The following is a 25,958-nucleotide window of genomic DNA, read 5'->3' on the forward strand; positions in this document are numbered from 1 at the left end:
AACAGTTTTCCCCACCCCGGTAGTATCGGACTCAGCGGTTTCGCGTCGGCCGTACCGTCATCGGCCGGGCGGCAGCCACGGGAGTGGGAAATGAGCGCACGCGACGGCCCCAGCCTGCGGCGGTGGCATCGCAGCACCCGGGTGCTGGTGATCGCCGCCACGGTGTTCGTCGTGTCGTTGTTGATCGTGCCCCGGTTGATCAGGGGCTATGTCAGCTGGCTGTGGTTCGGTGAAGTCGGCTTCCGTGGCGTCTGGCTTACCGTGCTGCTCACGCGGTTGTCGCTGTTCTTCGTCGTCGCGCTCCTCATCGGCGGCGTCCTGTTCGTGGCGATGTGGCTCGCGTTCCGGTTCCGCCCGCTGTTCCTGCTGGAGTCCGGGGAAGAGGACAGCCTCCGGCCGTTCCGGGCGATGGTGATCCGGCGTCCGCGGCGGTTCGGTCTGGGTGTCGCTGTCACGGTGGGACTCATCTGCGGCCTCGCCGCGCAGTCGAGCTGGATGACCGTCCAGCTGTTCGTCCACGGCGGGTCGTTCGGTGTGTCGGACCCGCAATTCGGGCACGATGTGGGGTTCTTCGTCTTCGAGCTGCCTTTCTACCGATTCGTCGTCAACTGGTTGTTCGTCGCCGTCCTGCTGGCCTTCGTCGCCGGGCTCGCGACGCACTACCTGCTCGGGGGGCTGCGTCTGTCCGGGAAGGCGGGCGGCCTGACCCACGCGGCCCGCGTCCAGCTCGCGGTACTCGCGGGCAGCTTCATCGTGTTGAAGGCGGTCGCCTATTGGCTCGACCGGTATTCGCTGCTCTCCAGTAGCAGCAAGGAACCCACCTTCGCGGGCCCGGGCTACACCGACATCAACGCGGTGCTGCCCGCTCGCCTGATTCTCTTCGCGATCGCGCTCATCTGCGCGGCGGCGGTCTTCGCCGCGATCGTGGTGCGGGATCTGCGGATCCCGGCGATGGCCGCCGCGCTGCTGCTGTTGTCGTCGATCTTGGTCGGAGCCGTCTGGCCGTTAGCCGTCGAGCAGTTCTCCGTCCGCCCGAACGCCGCCGACATGGAGCGCGTCTACATCGAACGCAATATCGCGGCTACCCGGCAGGCCTACGGGATCGGCGGCGACCGAGTCGAGTACCAGCCGTATTCCGGCGTCGGAACCAAGCCGCCGTCGGAGGTTCCCTCGGACGTCACGACGCTCGCCGACGTGCGTCTCCTGGACCCGAACGTGCTGTCCCGGACGTTCACCCAGCAGCAACAGCTGAAGAACTTCTACAGCTTCCCACCGCATCTGGACCTGGACCGTTACCGCATCGGTGGACAACTGCGCGACTACGTGGTCGCGGCGCGGGAGCTGACGCCGAGCGCGCTGAGCGGTAACCAGCGCCATTGGGTCAACCGCCACACCGTCTACACGCACGGCAACGGGTTCGTCGCCGCACCGGCCAACCGGGTCAACGCGGCGGTCCGCGAGGCCGCGGGCGATGCCGCCAGCAGCAACAGCGGATATCCGATCTACGCGGTCGGCGACATCGCCTCCCAAGCCGCCGGGCATCAGGTGATCCGAGTGGACCAGCCCCGCGTCTACTTCGGCGAAGTGATCGCCCACGCGAGTCCGGACTATGCCATCGTGGGCGGCGGCACACAGCCACGCGAGTACGACACCGACACCACCACGTACACCTACACCGGCGCCGGTGGCGTCCCGATCGGGAACTGGCTCGATCGCCTCGCCTTCGCCGCGACCTACACCGAGCGCAACATCGTCTTCTCCAAAGCGATCGGTCCCGGGTCGAAGATCATCTTCAATCGCGATCCGCGCCACCGCGTCGAACTCGTCGCACCGTGGCTGACCACCGACAACAATCCCTATCCCGCGGTGGTGGACGGCCGTATCGTCTGGATCGTCGACGCTTACACCTCGATCGACGGCTACCCCTACGCCAAACGCAGCTCGCTCGAAGCGCTCGAACCGGGTGACGATACCGACCGGGGATCGCCTCGGCAGGTCTCCTACGTGCGCAACTCCATCAAGGCCACCGTCGACGCCTACGACGGCACAGTGCGGCTCTACCAGATCGACCGGCAAGACCCGGTCCTGGCGGCCTGGATGAAGGTCTTCCCCGGCACGGTCGAACCCGAGGAATCGATCACCCCGCAACTGCGCGCCCACTTCCGGTATCCGGAGGACTTGTTCACGATCCAGCGCGAGATGCTCGCCAAATATCACGTCGACGAACCGCGGGAGTTCTTCACCACCAACGCTTTCTGGTCGGTGCCCAGTGATCCCACCGTGGAAACCAACCCGCACCAACCGCCGTTCTACGTCCTGCTCGGTGGCCGAGGCGGCGCGGAGCCGTCGTTCCGGCTGGCCAGCGCGATGGTCGGCTACAACAGGGAATTCCTCTCCGCCTATGTCTCCGCCCGCTCCGATCCCGAGAACTACGGCAAGATCACCGTCCTGCAACTGCCCACCGACACCCTCACCCAGGGGCCGCAGCAGATCCAGAACTCGATGATCTCCGACACCAGGGTGGCATCCGAGCGCACCCTGCTCGAGCGCTCGAACCGGATCCAATACGGCAATCTGCTCACCTTGCCGATCGCCGACGGCGGCGTGCTCTATGCCGAGCCACTGTTCACCGAACGGATCTCGACGGCGCCGAACGCCTCGACCTTCCCGCAGCTGGCGCGGGTTCTGGTCAGTTATCGCGAGCCCGGCACCGGCGGCGTCCTCGTGGGGTACGCGCCGACTCTCGCCGAGGCGCTCGACCAGGTGTTCGGGCCCGGCACCGGCCGGCTCGCCACGCCACCCGGCGGCGGCCCCGGCGCTCCACTGCCACCGGGCCAGCAGCCGGTGGCGCCGCCGTCGGGGCAACCGCAGGCGCAAGGGCCGCCGCCGGTGGATCAAGCGAAGATCGCCGACCTGAACAGGCAGATCGATGAGATCCGCGCAGCCCTCGAACGCCTGCAGAAGCAGCTGAGCGAACTCGACCGCAACGGTCGCTGACGCGGGCGTCGGTGACCGCTTATCGCGGCAGAACCTGGTCCGATCGCGTTGCCGCCGAGACGCTTTCGGGTCCGGGGCTAAGAGCATCACTACGCTGAGCGTCGGGCAGGTGAACGAGGATCAGGCCGATGCCCGCGATGAGGAAGTTCTGCAGCGCGGCCGAGGAGGCGTTCACATCGTCGTTGGCCCACATGCGGAACCATTCGCCGCCGACGGTCAGGAACCCACCCAGGAACAGCAGCACCGCCATGGTCCAGCCCAGGCTGGACAGCCGCACGGCCGCATCGACACCGGCTCGGAGCCGGCGCGGCCGTCCGGTCAGCACCCGGACCCACGCGGCTCCCGCGGCCAGCAGCACGAAGGCGATCAGGAACTCCCAGATCACGACCAGAATGTAGGCGACGAGCGCGACGTTGCCGTTGGTGATCGCGCGCCAGTCCGTTCCCGGATTGTGGATCGTCGCCTTCATCGACAGCACGGCGGCGACCCCGTTGCGATTGGTGTCGGTGTCCACGCAGTTGGTGAACGCGACGAACAGGTAGTAGAAGCCGGTGATCGTGGCCAGTGCCGCCACCGCCATCCGGCGGCTACCCACCACATCGAGAAACCTTGCGCCGCTGTGCGTCATCTGCCTACCTCGGGTCGACTGGCATGAAGGTCCGGACATCCAGGCGCCGACGATCATATCGGCGTACGCATGCGTCTTCTCCCCACGGCGGGGGAGTCGGAGCCGTTCGAAAACCCTCTATCGCAAGTCTTTCCGTCCGCCGGATGGGACGACGATCTCACGTGCCCGCCTCCGCCCCGGCGGTGCCGCGGCACGGGTCCGAACGCGGCGACTGCGCCACCCAGGAGGATGGCGCAGTCGCTTACTTTCGGCTCGGACGTCTCGGCGGTTACCGGGGCGCGGCGCCGCCGAGTCCGCGCGTTCTACTGTGCGGTGGTCTGCCGCTTCGGCAGCTTCCAGCCCGGGCGGGGGAAGTGGCAGGTGTACCCGTCCGGGTAGCGCAACAGGTAGTCCTGATGCTCCGGCTCGGCCTCCCAGAACTCGCTCGCCGGGGTGACCTCGGTGACCACCTTGCCGGGCCACAGCCCGGAGGCATCCACGTCGGCGATGGTGTCCAGGGCGACGCGCTTCTGGTCCTCATCGAGATAGAAGATCGCCGACCGATAGCTGGTCCCGATGTCGTTACCCTGGCGGTCCTTCGTCGAGGGATCGTGGATCTGGAAGAAGAACTCCAGCAGTTCCCGATAGTCCGTCCTGGCCGGGTCGTAGACGATCTCCACGGCCTCCGCATGGCCCGGGTGGTTCCGGTACGTCGGATGGTCGTTGCGCCCACCGGTGTAGCCGACGCGTGTCGACACCACCCCCGGCTGCTTGCGGATCAAGTCCTCCATGCCCCAGAAGCATCCACCGGCCAGGATGGCCTTCCGCGTGTCGCTCACGCCTCCTCCTTCGCGAAGAGAGTCCTGTACTGCCCGTAGCCTTCCGCCTCGAGGTCGTCGAGGCGGATGAACCGCAGCGCTTTCGAGTTGATGCAGTACCGCAAGCCGCCCGCCTCGCGGGGACCGTCGGTGAACACATGCCCGAGATGACTGTCTCCGTGCGCCGAACGCACTTCGGTGCGGACCATCAGATGACTGAAGTCCCGCTTCTGCACCACGTTCCCGGCGTCGATCGGCTTGGTGAAACTCGGCCATCCCGATCCGCTGTCGAACTTGTCGACCGAGGCGAACAACGGCTCACCGGAGATCACATCCACATAGATGCCCGGCTCGTGGTTGTCCCAGTACTCGCCCGTGAACGCCCGCTCGGTCCCGTTCTCCTGAGTGACGTGGTACTGCTCAGGCGACAGGGCGGCGACCGCCGCGGGATTCCGGTTGTACTCCCGTGCCACATGACCTCCTCATATCGGCCCCACGTACAACCCGGGCGCGGGCCCGGAAAATCCCGGACGAGCCGGGCGTCACACCACGGCCGGGCCGACCGCGGCAGAGCCGCCTCACCTCGGCGCTACCGGCGGCTCCGGCTCCTCGCCGCCCCGCTACGCCGTGGGACTCGCGGCTGTTTCCTCAGCGGTGGCAACCGCGCTTTCGTCGGTCTTCCGCCGTGGCACCGTGAACACGGCGATCACGCAGAGAATCGCGACCACGAAGCAGGCGAGTGTGTACCAGAGATTTCCGATCGGGTCTCCCTCGCTCGTCCTGCCGTCGACGGCGCCGAAGAAATCGGGCAACGCCGTCACCCAGAGCAACGCCATCACGCCCAGGTACACCACGCTGTAGATACGGACGAAGTCGTTCGAATAGGCCGTGCTGTCCGCGCCGTCGCGCCGCAGCCGGAGCCATCGGCGGGTGAGAATCAGGACGGCGACGACGGTGACGACGACCAGTTCGGCGGCGTAGAGCACTCCGCGCACGGTGGTACTCCCCATGCCGAATACCGTTGCGGGTATCGGCAACACGCCCGTGCCCAACGATGCCAGCACACCGATGACGACCGTACGCCAGACCAATTGCGGCCCGGAGAACGTCTGCCCCTGATCGACGTGGCGGCCGACGAACCATTGGACACAGAACGCCAGCGACATCGGCCACAGGGCGGCGAAGACGACCACACTCGGCAGCGGCACCGAATCGAACATCGGCTGATTGATCGGATTGTCGATCGACCATTCCCACCAGCGCAGCTGCGGGCCGAGATGGTCGAAGATCTCATAGAACGCATGGTGGACGAAGCCCACGCAAGCGGAGCCGATGAGCACCCCGTGCTGCCGGAAGACTCCGAGTATCCGGACGATCTCGAAGGCCAGGGTGGCCATGAACGGGTAGATCGCGACGATGTAGAGCGGTAATCGGCCCCAGAGGAATTCCACGGTGAACAAGTTGTGCGCGAACATCGTGTCGACGTGTTCGTCGATGCCGAAGGCCGCCGGGAAGTACAGCGGGGGTTCGATGATGAACAGGTACGCGGTCGCGCCGAACCAGAGCACCAGATTGGTGGGATCTCCGTGGCGGCGCAACCGCACGATCGCGTAGATCAGCGCGAGTACCGCGCCCAGGACGATCGTGACCTCGAGAACGGGCAGCGTCCAGTTCTCCAACGCGAAGGGGTTCCGCACCTCGACCGGTCCGCCCGCCTCCTCGCACGAGAAGCCGAGCGCCTTGGCGAGCAGGTCGAAGGTGGGTGCGCAATGATCAGCCATCGGTCCGGCTCCTAGGGGGCGACCGTGCTGGCGGTGTACCAGTGCGAGACGTCGTAACCGTCCTCGTAGCGCCGGAACCACACGTCGGCGAGCGCGGGCAGCTTCTCGTGGTCAGGGTTGTGCTTGGGCAGCTGACTGCGCACGACGCCCGCCAACGCGACGAGTTGCTCACGGAGCGGGAGATGGTCGAACGCCCGCGGCATCGGACCGTGGTCCTCCGACCGGAGGAACGGCAACAACGTGCGTAGTCTCTGCTTGCGACGGTAGGACGCGAACATCGACAACGCGTCGACCTTCCGCTCCTCCAGCGGGACGTGCCGGTTGAAGCCCGCGCAGGCCACCCTGATCACCTTCAGCACGTGACGGAAGATCGACGGCGCCATGCGCATCCGATACACGTCGCTGCCGACGACGGAGTCGAAGATGATCAGCGCCGAACTGCGATGTTCGACTTCTTCGACGAAATGCCAGATGAACAGGGACGCGACCCGGTCGTCTCCCGGCCGGAAGAGGGTGGCGTCGTTGTCGAGCATCAGTTTGAACACCGGGGTGAAGGTCGCCTCCAGATCGGCGGTGTACGCGAGCCGGTATTCGACCGACGTGTTCACGGTGAGGCGGTCGAATTCCGCGATCACTTCGTTGAGCGTCTCTTGCAACCCCGGGTAGCGCCGGATCAGGGCGTTGGCATGTTGGCGGTGCGCGGTGGAGTGCTGGCCTTCCTGCCGCACGAACGCGTCGGCTTCCTCGGCGACCTCGGGATCCGTGATCAGGGGCATGGCCTCCCGAATCATGTTGACGATCATCTTCTCGAAGCCGATCGCCAGGAAGGACACCGCATTGGCCATCGAGGAGAAGGCCGGGTTCTCCTCGTTCCACAAGAAGGGCACGTCGTAGTCCGCGAACGCGAAGCGCATCTTCCGGACTTGAAGATCGGTCACTGGGCTGTACCTCGTCTTTCGGGATCGAACAGGTCCGGCGGCGTGTTCCGGTGCCGCCGAGCCGCGTTGGACGTGATCATACACATAACGGCATTTGTGTATGATCAGAATCGATGCTCGAATCGCGGGCGGATCGAGGGCACCGCCTTGTGATACCGTCGAGCCCTCGGTCAGGGGTGTCGGCAGGCTCTCTGATCAGGGGGTTCGCAAGCGACAGGCGTCGAGTCGAGGAAGCGGGCAGTGGCAGGAAGGCGCGGGTGGGGCGGGAGCCCGCCGAAAGACGACGAGGAGGCGTCTCGTCGCATAGTCGCCGCCGCCGTCGACTTGATCGGCCGGACGGGGTCGGAGATCAGCATCGCCGACGTCGCGGAGTCGCTGGGCGTCATCCGTCAGACGGTCTACCGATACTTTCCCAGTGCCGATGCGCTGATGACGGCCGCGGCGATCGCGTCGGTCGACGGTTTCCTCGATCGGCTGGCACGACACGTCAGCGGTATCGAGGACGCGGTGGAAGCGATGACCGAGGGAGTGGTGTACACCCTGGCCGAGGTGCGTCGCACACCTCATCTCGGCATCCTGCTGTCGAGTACCTACTCGAACGTCCACCCCGAAAGCCTGACGTCCGAAGAGGCGCAGGCCTTCGGAATGACGATGATCAAACGCTTCGACGTCGATTGGGAGCGGTACGGCTACGACGACGAGTCGCTGCACGAGCTCGTCGAATACGTCCTGCGGACGATGCAGTCGTTCTTCATCTCCCCCGGCAATCCACCCCGCGGCGAGGAGGAGTTGCGGCGGTATCTACGACGCTGGATGGGCGCCGCGATCATCGCCCAGCTGAAGCCGTCCGCAAGCGTCTAGCGCCGCCGGATGGCACCCCACGGGCGCGGCCGAGTCGCACGCGCTTCCGATGCCGGCGGGGGAGACGCGGCGATCAGGTCGCGTCGTTCAGCCGCACCTTCACGAGCACCCGCCCGCGTTCGTCGCGCTGCGCTACCGCGTGCCCGTGCCGCTGAGCGCCGTCGAGCCGCAGGGTGATCGGGCCGCCATCGTCCAGGAAGTTGCGCCACCAAGATTTCTTGTCCGGCATGGCGACCCCGATGACGAGTTCGTCTCCCTTGCGCCGGTAGTTGACCGGCGTGCTGAACGTCCGCCCTGATCGCCGCCCCACGTAGGTGATCACCACGAATCCCTTGCCCAGCAGCCGCCCGAGCAGCGGCACATCGAGGAGGGAAGCCACCCCGGCGTTCAGCGCTCCCACGGTGCGTCCCAGCGCCGTCTTCGGTTCCACAATTTCCTCCCGGCCGGTCCCGCGGACAAATCCGAACACGCCACTCTAACCGCCACACCGGGTCTCGGCCGTGCCCGCGGGGGCTGCCGTTCGGTCGACGTGCCCTCGCCCCTGCCGATCGGCACTCGCTGTTCGACAGGTCCGAAATTTCGTTTTCCGACGCTCGAGTTCTGGTTGGAGGCAGGATCCGTCCGTTGCCCGGCTGCGCGGCCGAACGCGCCGTGATACTCGTGCACGACCGTCGCTACGACGGCTGAAGGGTTCACGCGCAGAAGGGAATTCCCCCATGACAACCAGCCTGCCCGCATTCCCCGCCCCGAACGAGGATCTGCTGGACACTTGCATCCGGCTCCGGGAGATCGCGCCGGTGGTCGAGGTGGAGTTTCCCGGCGGCGTGCCCGCCTACCTGGCGCTGACGCACGACGCGGTGCGCGAGATCCTCGCCGGGGACAACAAGACGTTCGCGCGGGATCCCAAGCACTGGCCGGCCCTGTACGACGGTTCCATTCCGGAGGACTGGCCCCTGCGCGCCATCGTGCAGGGCGATCACCTGTCCACCAAGGACGGTGACGACCATCGGCGGCTTCGCGGCCTGATCAGCAAGGCATTCACCCCCGGCCGGGTGAAGGCGCTGGAGCCGCGGGTCCAAGAGATCATCGACCGGTTGCTGGACGAGGTGGTGGCCGCCGGTGACGGCGTCGACCTGGTGCCCACCTTCACCGAAGCGCTGCCGATGGCGGTGATCTGCGAACTGTTCGGCGTGCCCGAGCACGAGCGGGATCGACTGCGGCGCTGGACGGCGACTCTGCTGGCGCACACCACTCCGCCCGAAGAGGCGTTCGCGACGCAGAACGCGCTCATGCTGTACCTGTACGAATTGGCTGATCGCAAGCAGCAACAGCCGGGCGACGACCTGACCACGGGCCTGGTGCAAGCCCGCGACGAGGGCGACAAGCTGACCGCCGAGGAACTGGTCGCCGTCCTGTGGATCATGCTGGTCGCCGGCCATGAAACCACCGTGCACATGCTCGGATACGCCGTCCTGGCGCTGTCGCGACACCCCGATCAGCTCGCGCTGGCCAAGGCCGAGAATCGCTGGGCCGACGTGGTCGAAGAGACTGTGCGATACCGGCATTCGGTGATGATGACCAGCTGGCGGTTCACGTTGACCGACGTCACGGTGGGCGGCGTGGCCATTCCCAAGGGCAAGGCGGTCGGCGTCGCCTACCAGGCCTGTGGGATCGATCCCGCCGAATACGGCGAGACCGCGAACGAATTCGACATCACCCGCGAGCAGCGGGGCGGACATCTCGGGTTCGGCCACGGGCCGCGTTACTGCATCGGCGCGGGCCTGGCCCGTCTGGAGGGCAGGCTCGCGCTCGCCTCGCTCTACCGGAGGCTGCCGGACCTCGAGCTCGCCATCGATCCCGCCGACATCCCGTACTCGCCGTCCTTCTTCACCATCGGTCCGCTGTCCGTGCCGGTCAAACTGGGTGGCGCAGCGCGGTAGCGCTCACCCGAGGACGAAAGGGAGCCGCGCGGCCAGCCCGTCCAGTTCGGCCTTCTCCGTCTCGGTCGGCGCCCGTCGACCGGTGCCGATCAGCAGCGCGTCGGTGTCGGAGAACGAGAGGGGGAACGCGGCCCCGGCGATCTTCTCCAGCATCTCGCGTGACCGGCCGAGACCCTCCGCGGGCGGCTCGGTCGCGCCGGGGAGGTGCGCGAGCAGGTCGAGGTGGTGCAAGGTGCTCTCCAGGACGTACGCGCACAGGTAGTCGCCCGCGGTGAGGACCTCATCGCGGGTGCCGACCCGCAGGTCGGGGTCGGCGAGGCGGGCCGCGCGCCCGGCGGCCGCGCCGACATCCTCGAAGTGAATTTTCAGCAACCGCGGCTCCCGGTACGCGGCGGCAAGCCGCACGATCAGCGCGTCGAGCGGGTCGTCGCCGGTCGGCGCCGTATCGGCCACCTCCCAGTAGGTCACAGCGTCGCGCGTCGGCTCGGCTTCGGCGGGGGTCACGAGGGTGATCAGGATGTCCTGGGCGTCGATGATCAGATGGCACACCAGGTCTCGCACGAGCCAGCCGGTGCAGCCGGACGGCTGGGCGAAATCCGCGTCCGAAAGGTCGGCGACCGCCGTGCGCAACGCTGTCCATGAGCGTGAGAAGTCATCCACGGCCCGGAAGCTAGCAGTGTGCGGCCCGGCCCGCGACGGATTCGGCGCTCCGGGTTCGCCGAGTGACCGAGACCGGTAGCCCACGGTAGCGGGGCGAAGCAGGCATGTTGCGGCCGGGTAGTCGAATCTTGCAACGTTTCCGCAGGTCATCGGCCTGTTGCGAAGGAGGAACGCATCGGCGATTCCTGGGACAACTGATGACTTGCCGTGCCACGCTGCTGCGGTCAGCAAATTCATAGCAAACTGGCACGGAAGGATCGATGACGTCTATGTCGCAAGGAGATCCGATCGTCGGGACCACGTCCGAACAGCTCTCGCGGATCGCCGTCGAGGGAGCTTGGGACGCTCGGGGGCAGGTGCGCCCGGAAGCAGTGCAGTTCGCATCGAACCTGGTGACCGCGGTGCGGAACCGCAGTGGCGAGGGACTGGTGCCCGACGATGTGGCGGACCTGGTGAGCCGGGCGCTGAACGTTGCCGTGCCGTCGTTTCCGCGCATCGAGGCGTCGGGGGGAATCGGGCTCTCGGCGCACATGCTGCGGCAGACCACCACCCGGCCGTGCCCGCTGGTGGTCGTTCCCGCCGGATGGACGCCGTTCGGGTGGCCGCTGTTCGAGTACGCCTACCTCGTGCTGGCGTCCAAGGGTTATCACGTGCTGGCGTACACCCCACGCGGCATCGGCTTGTCGGCCCTGCCGGGGACGAACATCCCGTGGTTCGGCACGTCCGAAGGCACGGTCGACGTGGCCGGTCCGCAGGACCGGGTGGACGGCTCCACGGTGCTGACTTACGCGATCGATGAGCTCGCCCCCAGCCGCGTCGCCTTCATGGGCGAGTCGTACGGCTCGGGCATCAGCCAGATCGTGGCCGCGCATGATTCCCGAGTGAACGTCGTCGTCGCCCTGAGTACCTGGGGCAACCTCGCCACGAGCTTGTACGACAACGGCACCCGCCACCTCAGGGCGGTCGAAGCGCTGATCGGGTTGACCGGCGGAGCCAAAGAGGACAAGTTCGACGAAGAGGCGCTGGAGATCCTGGCGAAATTCGCCGAGGGCGAGGACATGGACCCGGTGGTCGATTGGGGCACCGAACGCGCTCCGGAAAGTTACGTCGGTTCCCTCGAGGTTCCGACCTTCTTCTCGAACACCTGGCACGAGGGCCTTTTCCCGGTCAACCAGGTTCTCGAGACCTTCGAGAAGATCCCCGGCCGGAAACGGTTGAACATGTGGATCGGTGACCACGCCGCGCCGGAAGGTCCCGGCTTGATCGCTCCGCCCGCGGCCGGTGCCGGGCCGAACGTGCCGCTGCTCGAGGCGTACGCCTGGCTCGATCACTACCTCAAGGACGAGCAGAACGGTGTCGACGAGTGGCCGGAGATCAGCAATCAGGTCATGTTCACCTACCTGACCACACCGGCCTCCGGGAACGATCAGAACGTCATCATCGAGCCGGCGCGCCGCGAGGAGAAGGCGTCGTGGGCCGACGTCACGACCGACGGCGAATCGCTGGCCCTGACCGATGAGCGCGAGGGCGGGGACGGCGCGCTGAGCCCCGACGTCGCTTCCGGATGGGAACGCAGTTTCATCGTGGGCGAGCAGCCGGAGGTCGTCGCCATGGACAAGCTCATGGTGACCGGCCAGGAGGAGTGGGCGGGCAACCCGAAGATCTACCGGACCGCCGAGATCGACCGCACCCACGCCCTGGTCTGGTCGACGGGGCCGCTACTGGCGGCGCGCGATGGTGTAGCGCGGCAGATTCGCGGGATCCCCCGGCTGCAGGTGACCGTGGACAGCACCGACGAATCGGCCACCGTGGTGGCCTACCTGCTCGATGTCCACGAGGACGGCTCGGCGACGATCGTCACGCACGAGCCGAAGACCATCGAGTCGGACCTGCCCACCACGGTCTCGTGGGAGTTGCAGGCAGCCGCCTACGACGTGCCGGACGGTCACCGGTTGATGCTGGTCATCGACGGCTTGGATCCCTTGTATTCCAGCGCCAACAGTGTGGGCGCACGGATCACCATCAGTTCCCCGGATAGCGCTCCCTCCTGCCTGGAGTTGCCGCTCGGCTGACCGCTGCGCGTGGCCCGGGGCAGCCGTCGTCCCGGGCCACGTCCGAGGTGACGGCCGGGGGCGGCCCGTGCCATCGGCGATCAAGCACAGCACTGTCGGGAGCCGGAGCCGGACGCGACCCGGCATCGGTCGCCGCGGCCCGGGCGCGTGGCCGCGGCCGGCTCGGTAGTCTGCAGAGGTGTCCGCCGCGCCTGCCGACGCCGACGCACCGATCGTTCCGGTGCGAGACGGAGTGTTCTTCACGCTTCCGGCGGCATTGCCGCGCGGTCGGCACAATCTGGGGCGCGAGCAGGTGATGGCGGCCCAGCGGGAACGGCTGCTGGCCGCGGTGACCGAGTTGCTGGCCGCTCGCGGTTATGCCGGATTCGGGCCCACCGACGTCGCGAAGCGGGCCGGCGTCTCGCTGGCGGCCTTCTACGACGCGTTCGCCAACAAGGACGAATGTGTCTTCGCGGGATACGACCGCTTCATCCAGGTGCTGCTGACCCAGCTGACCGGCGCTGAGGTCAGGGGCCGAGACCGCCGGTCCATCGTCGCCGACGCGCTCGGTCGGTACCTTCGCTCCCTGCAGAACGACCTGGTCGTCGCTCGCGCCTACCAGGTGGAGATCGACGCGCTCGGGCCTGCGGTGCGGCGGCGCAGACGGCGCTCGATCCGGTTGTTCGCCGAGTTCATTCGCGGTCTGGTGGGGGCCGCGACCGGCAATCGGCAACCACTGCTGTCCGTCGCGGCTTACATGGGCGTGGTCTACGCCGTTCGCCAACTCACCGCCGACGCGCTCGACGAGTCGGACGCACCTGATCTGCCCGCGCTCAGCGCCGACCTGGAACCCTGGCTCACCGATCTCTTCCGCGAACGCTGAGGCGATCACGTCGCCGGCTTGACACGACAGTCACCTTCCCTCAGCATTGGCGTAAAGAATTTTACTCCGATACCTGCCCGCATCCGCGTGGCACCGCAGCCGAATGTCCGATACCGCCGTCGTCGATCGCGACGGATGCCTGTCGTCGAAAATGACCATCGAATGGCCGTAACAATCGCACTTTTCACGCGTGACCTGCGCGTGCACGACAATCCAGCCCTACTGGCCGCGGTGCGCGAGGGTGCCGGGGTGGTTCCGCTCTTCGTCGTCGACGACCGGATCATCGGCAGTGCCCACCCGGCCGGGAACCAGCTGCGCTTCCTCTCCGCCGCGCTGGCCGAACTGGATGCCGAACTACGCTGCGCCGGAGGACAACTGGTGATCCGGCACGGTGACTACGTCGACGCGGTGGATCGGGTGGCGGCACAGGTGCACGCCGACAGCGTCCACATCGCCGACGACGCCACCTGGTACGGCCGGTGCCGGGCACGAGCGCTGCGCGAACGGCTGGCGCGACGCAGCTGCCTGCTGCACACCCATTCCGCCACCCTCACCGCCGTCGATCCGTTCGATTGCGCCTCGCGCGGGCCGAACGACCCGGTTCCGGACTTCGCTACCTACTTTCGCCGGTGGCTGGAGGTTCCCAAGCGGCGTCCGCTGGACACGCCCACCGAGTTGATCGTCCCGCGCGTCGACAGCGATCCGGTACCGAAGTTCGACGAACTCGGCGACGCCGCTGTCTCACCGCAACTGGCCGTCGGCGGCGAGATCACGGGTCGCGCGCTGTGGCGGGGCTGCACCGCCGACCGGAGACAACCACGCGACCCCTCCAGCGGCGACCTCACCCGGGAGGGATGTTCCCGCCTGACGCCCTACCTGCATTTCGGTTGCCTGTCCGCGGCCGAGATGGTGTATCGCACCGACATGGCGACGGCGGACGGACGCGCCTTCGTCCGTCTGCTCGCCCGGCGCGATTTCCGGCTCCAGTTCCTCGCCGCCCGCGCAGGCATCGCGCGGTCCGGTGACCGCCCACGTGATCGGCAGGCGCACGATCCGGTCGCGGCCCGTGCCTGGTGCGACGGCCGTACCGGATACCCGATCGTCGACGCGGGCATGCGGCAGTTGGCCGCGCAGGGATGGATGCCGGAACGCGCCCGGGCGATCGCCGCCAGTTTCCTCACCACGACGCTTCGGGTGGACTGGCGAGTCGGCGCCGATCATTTCCGGCGGTGGCTGCTCGATGCCGACGCGGCGAGCGACCGCTGCACCTGGCAGCAGGCGGGGCGTCTGTACCGGGGAGCCCTCGGCACGGCCGAACGCTACGACCCGCAGGGCAACTATGTGCGGCGCTGGATACCGGAACTGGCTTCGCTGCCGGGTTCGGAGATCCATCGCCCGTGGCACCATAGCGTGCCGACCTCGGTCTATCCCGCTCCCATCACGGGCACCACCAGCAACTGACCGGCCGGTCCGGCGGTTTCGCGTGCGCGCTGCCGGGTACCGCCGCGACGGACGTAGTTCGTCAGCCCGACTCGAGAGCACGAGGGGAGATCAACTATGGCAACCACGATCGACTCCACCACCGACGCGATCGATTTCCTCATCCATCAGCACGGCCGGATCAAGCAACTGTTCATCGAGACCGCCGACACCTCCGACCCCGTGGAGCGGGAGAGCAAGTTCTTCGAATTGCGGCGCCTGCTCGCCGTGCACGAGACCGCCGAAGAGGAGATCATCCACCCGCGCGCCCGGCGGGAGATCGGTGATGGCGCGTCCATCGTCGACGCACGGCTGGACGAGGAGAACAAGGCGAAAAAACAGCTCGCCGAGATGGAATCGCTCGATATCAGCTCGATGGAATTCCAGGTGCGGCTGGCGAAGCTGCGTGAAGCGGTGCTGGCGCATGCCGACCACGAAGAACGGGAGGAATTCACTCGGCTGCGCGAGGAACTCGACGACGAAGCCCTGCGGCGATTGCGTAAGACGGTCGAACTCGCCGAGACGATGGCGCCGACCCGGCCGCATCCCGGCGTGGAATCGGCCACCGCGAACGTGCTGGTCGGTCCGTTCGCCGCGATGATGGACCGAGCCAAAGACATGATCAGCAGGCCGAGGCACTGATCCCGACGTGAATGCCCGCGGCGCGCGGCCCCGAGGTGCCGCGCGCCGCGTCGTCGGACGCCCGACTGCCCGTCGGGCACATCGCAGGTCAGTCCGGGATGTGCAGTTCGTGGGTGAACGGTTTGGTGCCTTGGACCGCGGGCTCGCCTTCCGGGTTGTTCTCGGCGCCGTGATTCACTCGCTCGTCGGAGTCGAGCCATTCGGTGACCGGATTATCGATGTAGCGCCATTCCGTGCCCGCGGGCCACGGTCCCTGTCCTTCGTTCCAGGGGCCGCGGGCGCTCGCGGCGCCGTTGGACATGTTGAACGCGACATTCTGGAACCGGTCGTCGCCGGGCAGTGCTCCCGGCGGGAAGTTGACCGGCAATTCGTTCAGCGCCGCGGTGAACTGCTGGAAGTGCGCGATCTCGCGGGTCATCAAGAAGGAAAGCGTGTCCTGCACACCGGGATCGTCGGTGAATTGCTTGAGATACTCGTAGACGATCTTGGCGCGAGACTCCGCCGCGAGATTGCTGCGCAGGTCGACCGACGGTTCCCCGTTGGCGTCGACGTACGAACCCGACCACGGCACGCCCGCGGCGTTCGTGACCACGGGCCCGCCGCCGCTCAGCGCGAAGTACAACGGATTGGCCGCAGCCTGATGGATCACCTGGTCACGTCCGTCGGACGTGGACACCATCGGCATCCAGTCGCACCGCTCGTTGGCTTGCTTCAGATCGTCGTTGAGGCCGTCGAGCAGCATGGTGATCATGGCGCCGACGATCTCGAGGTGACTGAGTTCCTCGGTGGCGATGTCCATGAACAGGTCGTAGGTTTTCGGATGCTTACCGCGCAGCAGGAACGCCTGATTGAAATACTGCATGGCGGCCTTCAATTCGCCGTTGGCGCCGCCGAACTGCTCTTGCAGCAGAGTCGCGAAACGCGGATCGGGCCGGTCCACGCGAACTTCGAATTGCAAATCCTTGTTGTGTGTGAACATCGCTCTCCTTACCAGTACGGTCGGCTGTTCGAAATGGCTTCCAGTGCCTGATCCAGCGCAGGACGAGCAAGAGATGAGTTACGTGTTCGCTGGCGACGATACGGGGTCCGGTACCCGGGCGTTCGCAACGACACGAGCGGCGGAAAGGGGATAACACTCCGTCGCTTTCGGTCACGGGCGGTGACGCGGCTAGCGGCCGCGTGGCCGCTGACTTTGATGAGACGGGCGTCCGATCCGCATTCGCCGGGACGGCGCGAGCGGTGCGCTGTGACCGGTCTGCCCGGCACGCATCGCGGATACCAGTTCCGCGCAGATCTCGTGCGCGCCGAAGCGAGGCGCCCAGCCGAGTTCCCGTCGCGCCGCCGAGGAGTCGATCAGGCAGGCGCGGTCGGCGAGGGTCAGCCACGCCGGGTGCAGGGGCAGGAGGCCGGTGCGCCATCCCGTCCAGGCGGCGGCGTCGAGTACCCGCCGGGGCGCAGGCAGGCGGAAACCTCCGAATGCCGCCGCGAGCGCGTCCGCGCCCAGGCACGGTTCGGCGGCGAGGTTGAACGCTCCCGCCGCCCGATGGTGCGCGATGCGCCGGATCGCCGAAGCCACGTCCGAGCTGTGCGCCAGTTGCAGCCGGAAATCGCGCCACAGCGGCACGGGCAAGAGGCGTCGGCCGAGCAGCCACCGCGGCAGCCACGGCGGCAGAATCCAGTCCGCCAATTCGGCGGCGGATTCGGCCTGAGCGATGCCGCACGGGCGAATTCGCGCTGTGCGGATTTCGGGGTGGCCGGCCTCGAAGCGGTCCAGCTTCGTCTCCAACTCCGCCTTGGACACGCTGTAGGCACTGCCGGGCACCCCCGACAGCCGCCATCCTTCCGATACCCGCCGCCAGCGTTCGGCCGGGGTATAGGCGGCGCACGAGGACGCGGCGATGAGCTGCGGCACTGCCGCCTCCGCCACGGCGAGCAGCACGTTGTCGGTGCCGATCGAGTTGGTCCGCCGCATCGGCGGATCACCACGACGCGGATGGATCGCCCATGCCAGGTGAACGAGGACATCGGCACCGGCGCAGGCGGCACGCAGGGTCTCGACCGAGCCGGCGAGCCCGATATCGCAGGACACCCACCGCACCGGCGAATACGGTTCGCGTGCGCGGTCGGGGACGCGGCGAGCGATTCCGACGATCTCGCAACCATCGGCCCGCAACGCGCGCAGCAACGCCGTCCCCACATTGCCGCTGGCGCCGGTGACGACCACCTTCATACGCGGCGCCGCTCGAACCCGTTCCGGACCACCGCCGGGGCGTCTCGGTGGTCGGTGACCTCGAGCCATGCCGCGCTGTCGGTGGGCAGGGCATCCGACGTCCGAGGTTCGCTGGACAGCAAGACCCGCTCGTGCCGGGGCAGCGCGATCGGCGCGCTCGAAATGTTCACCACGCAGACCAGGCCGGGGGAGCGATGGAGGGCCAGCACCCCCGGAGCGCTGGGCAACCACGACCAAGCCCCTGCCCCGAGCGCGGGATGGTCACGGCGCAGACGCAGCGCCCTGTGGTAGAGGTCCAGTGTCGAATCCTGTTCCCGCATCTGGAGTTCGGCTGTCGACGACACCCAGCGCTGTGGCTGTGGCAGCCAGGGTGGGGTGCCGTCCGGACCGAACCCGAAGGGGGGCCGGAACCCGCTCCACGGCAGTGGGACGCGGCACCCGTCGCGGCCGCGCACCGTGTGGCCCGAGCGCTCCCAGGTCGGGTCCTCGAGCACCTCCACGGGAAGATCCTCGACCTCCTCCAAGCCGAGTTCCTCCCCCTGATAGAGATACGCGCTGCCGGGGAGCGCGAGCATCAGGAGCAACGCCGCCCTGGCGCGCCGCCGCCCCCGCGCCACGTCGACAGGGCCGTGCGGTTCGTGCTGCGAACCGCCACCGCGGGTGGACGCCCGCCCGTAGCGCGTCACATGCCTGGTGATGTCGTGGTTGGACAGCACCCAGGTCGGTGGGGCCCCGACCGCCTCCAGCGCTTCGGTCGTGCAATCGACCACGGCGCGCAGCGCGGCGGCATTCCAGGAGCACCGCAGGAAGTCGAAGTTGAACGCCGTGTGCAGTTCGTCCGGACGCACGTAGCAGGCGAGGCGCTCGGGTTTGGCCACCCACGCTTCGGCGACGAAGACGCGATCCGGCCCGTAGGAATCCGCGATCTCGCGCCAGCCGCGGTAGATTTCGTGCACTTCCGGCCGGTCCCAGTGCGGGTGGCCGGTCCGATCCGGCGGTTCCATCATGTCCTCGTGATCGGTCTCGATATCCGGCAGATCGGCGTGTTTGACCAGCCCGTGGGCCACGTCGACGCGGAAGCCGTCCACGCCTCGATCCAGCCAGAAACGCAGGATCGACTCGAACTCGGCACGGACATCCGGATGCGCCCAATCCAGATCCGGCTGGTGGACGTCGAACAGGTGCAGATACCACTGCCCGTCCGTCACCCGAGTCCACGCCGGGCCGCCGAACACGCTTCGCCAATTGTTGGGCGGACCGCCGGAGGGCGCGCCGTCCCGGAACAGGTAGCGGGCTCGCTCCGGCGAACCCGGCCCGGCCGCCAGCGCCTCCTCGAACCAGGGGTGCCGATCCGAGGTGTGATTGGGGACCAGATCCACGATGACGCGCAGGCGGTGCGCGTGCGCTTCTTCGACCAACGCTTGCGCGTCCGCCAGCGTGCCGAAGCGCGGATCGATGTCGCGGTAGTCCGCGACGTCATAGCCTCCGTCCGCCATCGGCGACGGGTACCAGGGAGTTATCCATATCGCGTCCACCCCGAGGTCGCGGAGATAAGGCAGCCGAGACCGGATACCGGCGATATCGCCGACGCCGTCGCCGTTACCGTCGCAGAAGCTTCGGATGTAGATCTCGTAGATCACGGCGTCGCGCCACCAAGGGGCCTCCGCAGCCATCGTCACGCTCTCCTCTCGGTTCGCTGCAGGTCGGGTACCCGGAATCGAAAGTCGTAACGGCGCGTGTTCCGAGGGCGGGCAGGGGTGGCCGCGACCGCGGGTGTGGCCGGTGCCCGGCCGGGTAGTCGCGGAGCATGGCTACTACAGCTCCACTTCCGGAAGATCGGGCAGGCGCTCCGCGGCGAGCCGTGGTGACCGGGGGAGACTCCGGGATCGGTGCGGCGATCGCGGTCGCGCTCGCCGTGGGCGGGACCGATGTCGGTCTGACCTTCCACAGCGACCGGCGCGGCGCGGAGGACACCGCGGCGCAAGTGCGCGAACAGGGGAGGACCGCCGCCGTGCGCCGCCTCGACCTGGCGAACCTGCCGTCCGCCGCGTCGGTCGTCGACGAACTCGCCGACGAACTCGGCGGCCTCGATGTGCTGGTGAACTGCGCAGGTACCGGGTCGGCTCAGAAGGTGATGGAGATGGACTTCGACACCTGGCGGCACGTGCTGTCGGTCGACCTCGACGGCGCGTTCCTGTGCGCCCAGCGCGCCGCCGAGCACATGATCGCCGCGGGCAGCGGTGGCCGGATCATCAATATCACCAGCGTGCACGAGCACGCGCCGCGCGTCGGCGCCGCGCCGTATTGCGCGGCCAAAGCGGGTCTGGGAGCGCTGACGAAAGTCCTGGCGCAGGAACTCGCTGAATACGACATCACCGTGAATTCGGTCGCGCCGGGCGAGATCTCGACACCGATGACCGGTCAGGAAGACGTCGATCCGCGTGAGCAGTCCCGCCCCGGCGTACCACTGGGGCGAACCGGTCACGCCAAAGAGGTCGCCGCGGTGGTGGCGTTTCTGGCCGGACCGGAGGCAAGCTATGTCACCGGCGCGTCCTATGTCGTGGACGGCGGCATGCTCTTGATGGGCCCGCAGGCGAGCAGCCTGCTGAGCGACGAGAAATGGCGCACACCCTGACCGCTGATCCGGCTATTCCTCGCCGCTGCCGGGCAGCGCGCTGAGTTCGAGAAGGCTGCCGACCAGGGTGCGGGCGTCGGGGAAGCCCAGCACCCGGGCGGCGATGTGCAGGCCGTCGAGGGTGTACTGATGCGGGTCGGCCATCGGTACCGGACTTGCTACCGCTCCGCTACTGGGGAAAGGCAGCTGGCCGGTGGATCGACGAACACGCAGATGGCCGGGCCGCGGGTGGGTCGGTAGTCGCCGGGGACTCCGCCCCCGGCGATCACCTGCGTGTAGGTGCCGACGGCGTCGGTGGGGCGGCGGGTGAGGCCGGGGTCGTTGCGCACGTCCACGGTGTAGAGCCCGAATCGTGGTGTGTAGCTGCCCCATTCGTAGTTGTCGGTGAGGCTCCAGTAGTTGTATCCCATGATGTTCATGCCGTCGGCCGCGGCGCGCTGGATCCAGTAGACGGTGTCGCGGAGGTGATCGCTGCGGGTGTAACCGTCGGCGCGGGGGCGGCCGTTCTCGGTGGGCATCCCGTTCTCGACGATGTAGAGCGGTTTACCCGGCAACCGGCGCGAATAGTATTGCAGCGCATAGTAGATGCCCTCCGTGCGTAACGGCAGGTCCCAGATCTGCGGTCCGGGCAGGTCGGGCATGGCCAAACCGCTCGCCCGCGCGATGGACTCGATCAGCGACTGCGCCGGGTCGAAGGCGAAGTAGTAGTCGACGCCGACGTAGTCGAGGCGATCGGCGATGCGATCGATCAGCGGGCCGTTGACCTGTGCCTCCGAGCCGGCGACGTAGCCCACATTGCTGGTCACCTGCGCACCCGGCTGCCTCTGATGGATGTAGTCGTAGGCGGCGTTGTGTACCTGCGCGACCCGGTCCAGCATCTCGCCGGAGTCCGCGGCGCCCCTGCGGACCTCGTGCACGATGTAGGCCACGGGCTCGTTCACGGTCACCCACAACGGGTTGCGGGAGGCGTAGCGGTCGACGACGGCGCGCATATTGGCCAGCCAGTCGTCGACCATGCGCGGGTTGCGCCAGCCCCCTCGGTCGGCGGCCCAGCCGGGATACACCCAGTGATCGAGCGTGATCATGGGCCGCATACCGGCCTGCTCGACGGCGCCGATGACGGAGTCGTAGAAGCGGAATGCGGCCTCGTCCCAGACTCCCGGCGCGGGTTGCAGTCGGGCCCACTCGATTCCGATCCGGAACACCCGCGCACCGAGGTCGGCGGCGAGCTGGATGTCCGACGCGTATCGGCCGTAGAAGTCGACCGAATCGCCCAGGCCGTCGTATCCGGGGGTGGCCCCGATGTACCGCGTCCAATTGCTGTCGGGCGCATGGCCTTCGGACTGGAAACCGGAAGTCGATACGCCCCAGAGGAAATTCCCGCCCAGTACCGGTAGGCCGGCCACCGGCTGTACGGGCGGGGTGGCCGGCGATTGCGTGGCGAGCAGCAGCGTGGATGCCGCGCCGGCGAGCGCGGCCAGGACGTACCGACGGAACCGAGATCGCATTGGCCCAGAGTAACCGGGGCAGTCCGTCGAGTGGCGGAATCCGCGTATCAGCGCGCGATTCGATGACGCGGACGATCCCGGCCCCTGGTTTGCCGTCGCTATTGCATGGCGAAGCGCAGAAGTGCCTGCATGTCACCTTGTTTGATCTTGCCTTGGCGGTTGAGGACTTCGAGCTGCCATTGGTCGCCGTTGCGGAAGGCGCGGGCCACCGCGTTGGCGTTGTCGGTGCCCAGCAGTGAGGGCCAGATGTCGGCGACCTGCTGGCTGTTGCCGCCGGTGGCGTCGTAGACCTTGAAGGAGATGTTGTTGGCCTTGTCGAAGGAACTGCCCTTCTTGAAGGCGGCGGCGACGAAGATGATGGCGTCGATCGCGGTGGGGACGTCGGCGAAGGTGACGTGGATGGTCTCGTCGTCGCCGGAGGCGGCGCCGGTCTGCTCGTCGCCGGTGTGCGCGACCGAGCCGTTGCCCAGTGGGTCGAGCGAATCGAGTCCCGCGAAGCGCACCGGTTCGCTGCCCTGCATGAGAACGGCGACCAGATCCAGATCGACACCGCGTTTGCGGCGCGCCCAGCCGAGTGCGCCGCCGCTCGTGCCGGAGGACGGATCCCAGCTCACCCCCACACTCAACTTCGTGATCCCCGCGAGGTCCGCGGCACCGTCTTCTTTTCTGAGCGTAATCACGACATCAGGATACTGATGCGGCGCCGCCGCGCCCGCGATGACGAAAACCCCGGCTGCTCACGGCTGTCCGGACTCGTCGCGGCACGCTATCGCAGGACCCGGCCACCTGCGCGCCGGAACGATCACCGCTCGACGCGGCGTGCCCGCCTTGACCAGGCCGGTCGCGCCGACCTGCGCGCGCCTGCGGTTCGGCACGGTGGCGCGGCGATCGAACACCGCGAAGGCGGCTACCCGCGGGGCACGATCGGGGTGGCCCCGGCCGGTCCCGGCGCAGGAGGAACCAGCGCACCGGCCGGTGTATTCGTACTCGGTGCCGACCGGCCGGGTGGCGGCGCCAGTATTTGCAGGGGGAGTGCCGGTGCCTGTGCCGCGGGTCCGCGGCTGCCCGGGGTGGGCTTGTCGTCGCCGCACGAGGGAGCGCTGTGTGCTTCGCCGCAGGTGGATCCCGGACCGGCCGGAACGATCGGCTCGGCGGCGGCGCCGGCCGCGGCGATGATCAACGAGACCGACACGCCGACCGGTGCCATCCAACGGCGCATGGGGATCACAGCCATATCGGGTCACCGTAGACGGCGACCGAATTGTCGGCTGTGGCCGTGGAAATCGACACGATCGCGAACGAGCGCAGGCTCACCGCGCCCGCACACGCATCGATCTTGATCTGGATCTGGTCGACCGAGATCGAACCATGCGCTCCCGCAAGCGGTTTGGTGCCGAGCGTGATGCTGTTGATGGTGCCGGGCTTGATCGTGGTCGACATGTTCGGCAGGGCCAGCGCGCTGCCGCCGACCGCGAGACCGGGGGAGGGGGCCACGGTCACCATGGCGTTCGGGCCGATGGCCGCGGACAGGCCGACGGTGAGACCGTTGGACACGTCGGCCTGGCAGCCGATCTGATATCCCAGCTGCAATGTCCCGGAGTTCACCGCTTCCCGGCCGTCGCCGCCGATATCGGCGGCCGCCGACAAGGTGACGAACCCTTCCCTGCTGAACGGCGTCGCGGCGAGATTGGGTACGCGCTGCACGTCTTCGGCGGTTTTGCTGATCCGCAACTCCCAGCCGTCCTCGGTCTCGACGACGCGAGATTTGTCTGCCATTTGATCAGCGGTCGCGGGTGCGGCGGTCATGCCGAGCGCCGCGGTCGCGGCGATGCCGAGCATCGCTATCGTCGAGCCGTTCAATGAAATCCTTAGTGCTGGTAACAGTTCGACGTGATAGTACTGACCCGTCCCGGGCCGTGGCACGCCAAACACCCAGTACTGGGTAGCAGGGGATTCGCTGGAGTCGATCGCCGGTCAGCGGTGGATATATCCCCTGGTGAGCGGGGCGTCGTCCAGACGAGGGGCGATCGATTCACCGCCGAGCGCCTGCCGCAGAATCGCCTGTTCGTCCTGGATGACGTGCATGACGGCGTTGATCAAGGCGAGGTGGGTGAACGCCTGCGGGTAATTGCCCCAGTGGCGGCCGGTCCGCGGGTCGATCTCCTCGGCGTACAAACCCAGCGGGCTCGCGTAGCCGAGGAGTTTCTCGCACAGTTGTCTGGCTCGTTGCTTCTCACCGATCTCCGACAGCGCCGAGACCAGCCAGAACGAGCAGATCGTGAAAGCGCCCTCCTCGCCCGCGCATCCGTCGTCGGTCTCACCGACGCGGTACCGCAGGACCAGCCCGTCTTCGGTCAGTTCGTCGGCGATGGCCAGCACGGTGTTGCGTACCCGTTCGTCATCGGGCGGCAGGAAACGAACCAGCGGGATGAGCAGGGTCGACGCGTCCAGCGCCGTGCTGCCGTAGTACTGGGTGAACACCCGGCGGGAGTCGACGGCATGCGCGCAGATGTCGGCATGGATCTCGTCGGCGGCCTTCTGCCAGCGCTGCGCCCGGTCCGAATCCTGGTGGATACGGGCCAGCCGGGCGCCGCGATCGGCGGCGACCCAGCACATGACCTTGCTGGAGGTGAAGTGCTGGGGTTGCCCGCGAACCTCCCAGATGCCATGGTCGGGCTCGCGCCAGTAGGTGAGGGCGCTCTTGACCGCACGGCCGAGCAACGGCCAGGCCCGGGCATCGATCTGATCTTGGTGACGGGCGTAGAGGTAGACCGCGTCCAGCGCCGCGCCCCACACGTCGTGCTGGCGTTGCCGGTATGCCCCGTTGCCGATGCGCACCGGCGTGGCGTTGTCGTAGCCACGCAGGTGGGGCAGGGTCTGTTCGGTGAGATCGGTTTCGCCGCCGATGCCGTAGACGATCTGCATGTCCTGGGCTTCCTCGGTCAAGTCGAGGATATAGGAGAAGAAATCGTTCGCCTCCCAGCTGAAGCCCAGTGTGTACAGGCCCCACAGGGCGAAGGCGGAGTCGCGGATCCAGGAATAGCGATAGTCCCAGTTGCGCTCTCCACCAGGGGTTTCGGGCAGCGAGGTGGTGGCAGCGGCAGCGACGGCGCCGGTCGGGGCGAAGGTCAATCCCTTGAGGGTCAGTGCGCTGCGGGTGAGTTCCGCGGTCCACGGGTGATCCGGGAACCGCCCGCCCGCAAGCCAGTGCCGCCAATGGTGGATCGTCCGCAGCAGCCGCTCTTCGGCCTCCTCGGCATCGCCCGGGGCGTCGCGACTACCCCAAGCCAGGGCGCAGAACCTGGTGTCGCCCGTCTTCAGCAGGGTGCGGGCGACCGCGTGTGTGCCTTCCAAACCCAAGCGCATGTCGGTGCTCAACGTCAGTTGCAGATCGGTCCCCTCGGCGCTGGCCTGGGCGAGGTGGTAACTGCCGAGATAGTCCCATCGGGCGCGATACCTGCCGTAGTCGAAGGCCGGTTGGCAATCGAGCCCGAACTGGATCTGGCCGGTCTCGCAGTGCACCGTGCGCAGCAGGATGTGCTCGGCGTCGTAATCGGTGGGGGTGCGCCGATGCGCACTCCGGCCCGGTGTCTGGTGCCGCCATGGCCCCACCAGCAGCACGTCGCGCACTGTCGCCCACCCATCGCCGCTACGCCAGCTCGTCTCCATGACCATCGTGCCCGGGATGTAGCGACGGTCGGTGGGCACCACGAAATCGGCGGGAGCGAAGCGGAACGAGCCCGCGGACCGATCGAGAATCGCCGCGAACACGCTCGGAGAGTCCATGCGGGGCAGACACATCCACTCGATGGCTCCACTGGGGGAGATCAGGGCGGTGACCTCGCAATCGGAGATGAACCCGTAGTCGTCGATGCGCGGGAACGCCGTGAGCCGCGGTGTGCGTTCGATCTCGTCCATGCGTTTCTCC

Annotated in this window: 23 protein-coding genes; 8 read left to right on the plus strand and 15 right to left on the minus strand. The window is 67.5% G+C overall.

Annotation, left to right across the window (positions count from 1 at the left end; all coding sequences use genetic code 11):
- The first annotated feature begins 90 nt into the window (after window positions 1-90).
- On the plus strand, window positions 91-2,997 hold the full coding sequence (locus tag NG1_RS07450) for a UPF0182 family protein (protein WP_062969286.1): 2,907 nt from the start codon (window positions 91-93) through the stop codon (window positions 2,995-2,997).
- Between the two features lie 19 nt (window positions 2,998-3,016).
- Here the strand turns inward: NG1_RS07450 and NG1_RS07455 are convergent, their stop codons facing one another.
- The 5 genes from NG1_RS07455 to NG1_RS07475 all read right to left on the minus strand — a co-directional run bounded on the left by NG1_RS07455 (window position 3,017) and on the right by NG1_RS07475 (window position 7,141).
- Window positions 3,017-3,625, minus strand: coding sequence for a DUF2165 domain-containing protein (locus tag NG1_RS07455; protein WP_084498751.1), 609 nt, complete (start codon window positions 3,623-3,625; stop codon window positions 3,017-3,019).
- Window positions 3,626-3,927: 302 nt separating this feature from the next.
- Window positions 3,928-4,443, minus strand: a complete 516-nt coding sequence (msrA, locus tag NG1_RS07460) for a peptide-methionine (S)-S-oxide reductase MsrA (protein ID WP_040871578.1) — start codon at window positions 4,441-4,443, stop codon at window positions 3,928-3,930.
- A complete protein-coding gene (msrB, locus tag NG1_RS07465) occupies window positions 4,440-4,895 on the minus strand; it encodes a peptide-methionine (R)-S-oxide reductase MsrB (RefSeq protein WP_062969288.1) in 456 nt (151 codons plus the stop codon). The genes msrA and msrB overlap by 4 nt, the downstream gene beginning before the upstream one ends.
- A 147-nt stretch (window positions 4,896-5,042) precedes the next feature.
- The gene (locus tag NG1_RS07470) at window positions 5,043-6,203 is read right to left on the minus strand and encodes a hypothetical protein (RefSeq protein WP_062969289.1); all 1,161 of its coding nucleotides are present in this window, start codon (window positions 6,201-6,203) and stop codon (window positions 5,043-5,045) included.
- An 11-nt stretch (window positions 6,204-6,214) separates the two neighbouring features.
- The gene (locus NG1_RS07475; protein ID WP_062969290.1) at window positions 6,215-7,141 is read right to left on the minus strand and encodes a metal-dependent hydrolase; all 927 of its coding nucleotides are present in this window, start codon (window positions 7,139-7,141) and stop codon (window positions 6,215-6,217) included.
- 240 nt (window positions 7,142-7,381) lie between these two features.
- Here NG1_RS07475 and NG1_RS07480 point away from each other — a divergent pair, with 240 nt between their 5' ends.
- Window positions 7,382-8,002 (plus strand): TetR/AcrR family transcriptional regulator, encoded by a 621-nt coding sequence (locus NG1_RS07480; RefSeq protein ID WP_062969291.1) that lies wholly within the window; start codon window positions 7,382-7,384, stop codon window positions 8,000-8,002.
- 73 nt (window positions 8,003-8,075) lie between these two features.
- Here NG1_RS07480 and NG1_RS07485 read toward each other — a convergent pair whose 3' ends face one another.
- Window positions 8,076-8,432 carry a nitroreductase/quinone reductase family protein gene (locus NG1_RS07485; RefSeq protein ID WP_062969292.1) on the minus strand — a complete coding sequence of 119 codons (357 nt, stop codon included), beginning with the start codon at window positions 8,430-8,432 and terminating at the stop codon, window positions 8,076-8,078.
- Between the two features lie 286 nt (window positions 8,433-8,718).
- Between NG1_RS07485 and NG1_RS07490 the strand changes: the two genes are divergently transcribed.
- On the plus strand, window positions 8,719-9,942 hold the full coding sequence (locus tag NG1_RS07490; RefSeq protein WP_062969293.1) for a cytochrome P450 family protein: 1,224 nt from the start codon (window positions 8,719-8,721) through the stop codon (window positions 9,940-9,942).
- A gap of 3 nt (window positions 9,943-9,945) precedes the next feature.
- On the opposite strand, the gene NG1_RS07495 is transcribed toward NG1_RS07490, so the two are convergent.
- On the minus strand, window positions 9,946-10,602 hold the full coding sequence (locus NG1_RS07495) for a maleylpyruvate isomerase N-terminal domain-containing protein (protein WP_062969294.1): 657 nt from the start codon (window positions 10,600-10,602) through the stop codon (window positions 9,946-9,948).
- Between the two features lie 260 nt (window positions 10,603-10,862).
- Between NG1_RS07495 and NG1_RS07500 the strand changes: the two genes are divergently transcribed.
- From NG1_RS07500 to NG1_RS07515, 4 genes are all read left to right on the plus strand, one after another.
- Window positions 10,863-12,674 (plus strand): CocE/NonD family hydrolase, encoded by a 1,812-nt coding sequence (locus NG1_RS07500; RefSeq protein ID WP_062969295.1) that lies wholly within the window; start codon window positions 10,863-10,865, stop codon window positions 12,672-12,674.
- 178 nt (window positions 12,675-12,852) lie between these two features.
- Window positions 12,853-13,536 (plus strand): TetR/AcrR family transcriptional regulator, encoded by a 684-nt coding sequence (locus NG1_RS07505; RefSeq protein ID WP_062969296.1) that lies wholly within the window; start codon window positions 12,853-12,855, stop codon window positions 13,534-13,536.
- A 162-nt stretch (window positions 13,537-13,698) separates the two neighbouring features.
- A complete protein-coding gene (locus NG1_RS07510) occupies window positions 13,699-14,997 on the plus strand; it encodes an FAD-binding domain-containing protein (RefSeq protein ID WP_062969297.1) in 1,299 nt (432 codons plus the stop codon).
- A gap of 96 nt (window positions 14,998-15,093) precedes the next feature.
- A complete protein-coding gene (locus NG1_RS07515) occupies window positions 15,094-15,657 on the plus strand; it encodes a hemerythrin domain-containing protein (RefSeq protein ID WP_062969298.1) in 564 nt (187 codons plus the stop codon).
- An 88-nt stretch (window positions 15,658-15,745) separates the two neighbouring features.
- On the opposite strand, the gene NG1_RS07520 is transcribed toward NG1_RS07515, so the two are convergent.
- From NG1_RS07520 to NG1_RS07530, 3 genes are all read right to left on the minus strand, one after another.
- Window positions 15,746-16,636: a manganese catalase family protein gene (locus tag NG1_RS07520; protein ID WP_062969299.1), complete on the minus strand. Its 891-nt coding sequence runs from the start codon at window positions 16,634-16,636 to the stop codon at window positions 15,746-15,748.
- 189 nt (window positions 16,637-16,825) lie between these two features.
- On the minus strand, window positions 16,826-17,887 hold the full coding sequence (locus NG1_RS07525) for an NAD-dependent epimerase/dehydratase family protein (protein ID WP_062969300.1): 1,062 nt from the start codon (window positions 17,885-17,887) through the stop codon (window positions 16,826-16,828).
- On the minus strand, window positions 17,884-19,560 hold the full coding sequence (locus NG1_RS07530; protein WP_062969301.1) for a glycoside hydrolase family 13 protein: 1,677 nt from the start codon (window positions 19,558-19,560) through the stop codon (window positions 17,884-17,886). Before NG1_RS07530 ends, NG1_RS07525 begins: the two co-directional genes overlap by 4 nt.
- Window positions 19,561-19,694: 134 nt before the next feature.
- Here NG1_RS07530 and NG1_RS07535 point away from each other — a divergent pair, with 134 nt between their 5' ends.
- A complete protein-coding gene (locus tag NG1_RS07535) occupies window positions 19,695-20,522 on the plus strand; it encodes an SDR family oxidoreductase (RefSeq protein WP_062969302.1) in 828 nt (275 codons plus the stop codon).
- A 12-nt stretch (window positions 20,523-20,534) separates the two neighbouring features.
- On the opposite strand, the gene NG1_RS38760 is transcribed toward NG1_RS07535, so the two are convergent.
- The 5 genes from NG1_RS38760 to NG1_RS07560 form a co-directional block, all read right to left on the minus strand.
- Complete coding sequence (locus NG1_RS38760; protein ID WP_281218120.1) at window positions 20,535-20,666, minus strand: hypothetical protein; 132 nt, start codon at window positions 20,664-20,666, stop codon at window positions 20,535-20,537.
- 14 nt (window positions 20,667-20,680) lie between these two features.
- Window positions 20,681-22,030: a family 1 glycosylhydrolase gene (locus tag NG1_RS07540; protein WP_062969303.1), complete on the minus strand. Its 1,350-nt coding sequence runs from the start codon at window positions 22,028-22,030 to the stop codon at window positions 20,681-20,683.
- 98 nt (window positions 22,031-22,128) lie between these two features.
- A complete protein-coding gene (locus NG1_RS07545) occupies window positions 22,129-22,710 on the minus strand; it encodes a TerD family protein (protein ID WP_040871596.1) in 582 nt (193 codons plus the stop codon).
- A gap of 544 nt (window positions 22,711-23,254) precedes the next feature.
- A complete protein-coding gene (locus NG1_RS07555; RefSeq protein WP_245659818.1) occupies window positions 23,255-23,890 on the minus strand; it encodes an MspA family porin in 636 nt (211 codons plus the stop codon).
- Between the two features lie 114 nt (window positions 23,891-24,004).
- Window positions 24,005-25,948 (minus strand): glycoside hydrolase family 15 protein, encoded by a 1,944-nt coding sequence (locus NG1_RS07560; protein WP_084498761.1) that lies wholly within the window; start codon window positions 25,946-25,948, stop codon window positions 24,005-24,007.
- Window positions 25,949-25,958 lie beyond the last annotated feature (10 nt).

This window comes from Nocardia gamkensis NBRC 108242, assembly GCF_001612985.1.
Classification (GTDB): domain Bacteria; phylum Actinomycetota; class Actinomycetes; order Mycobacteriales; family Mycobacteriaceae; genus Nocardia; species Nocardia gamkensis.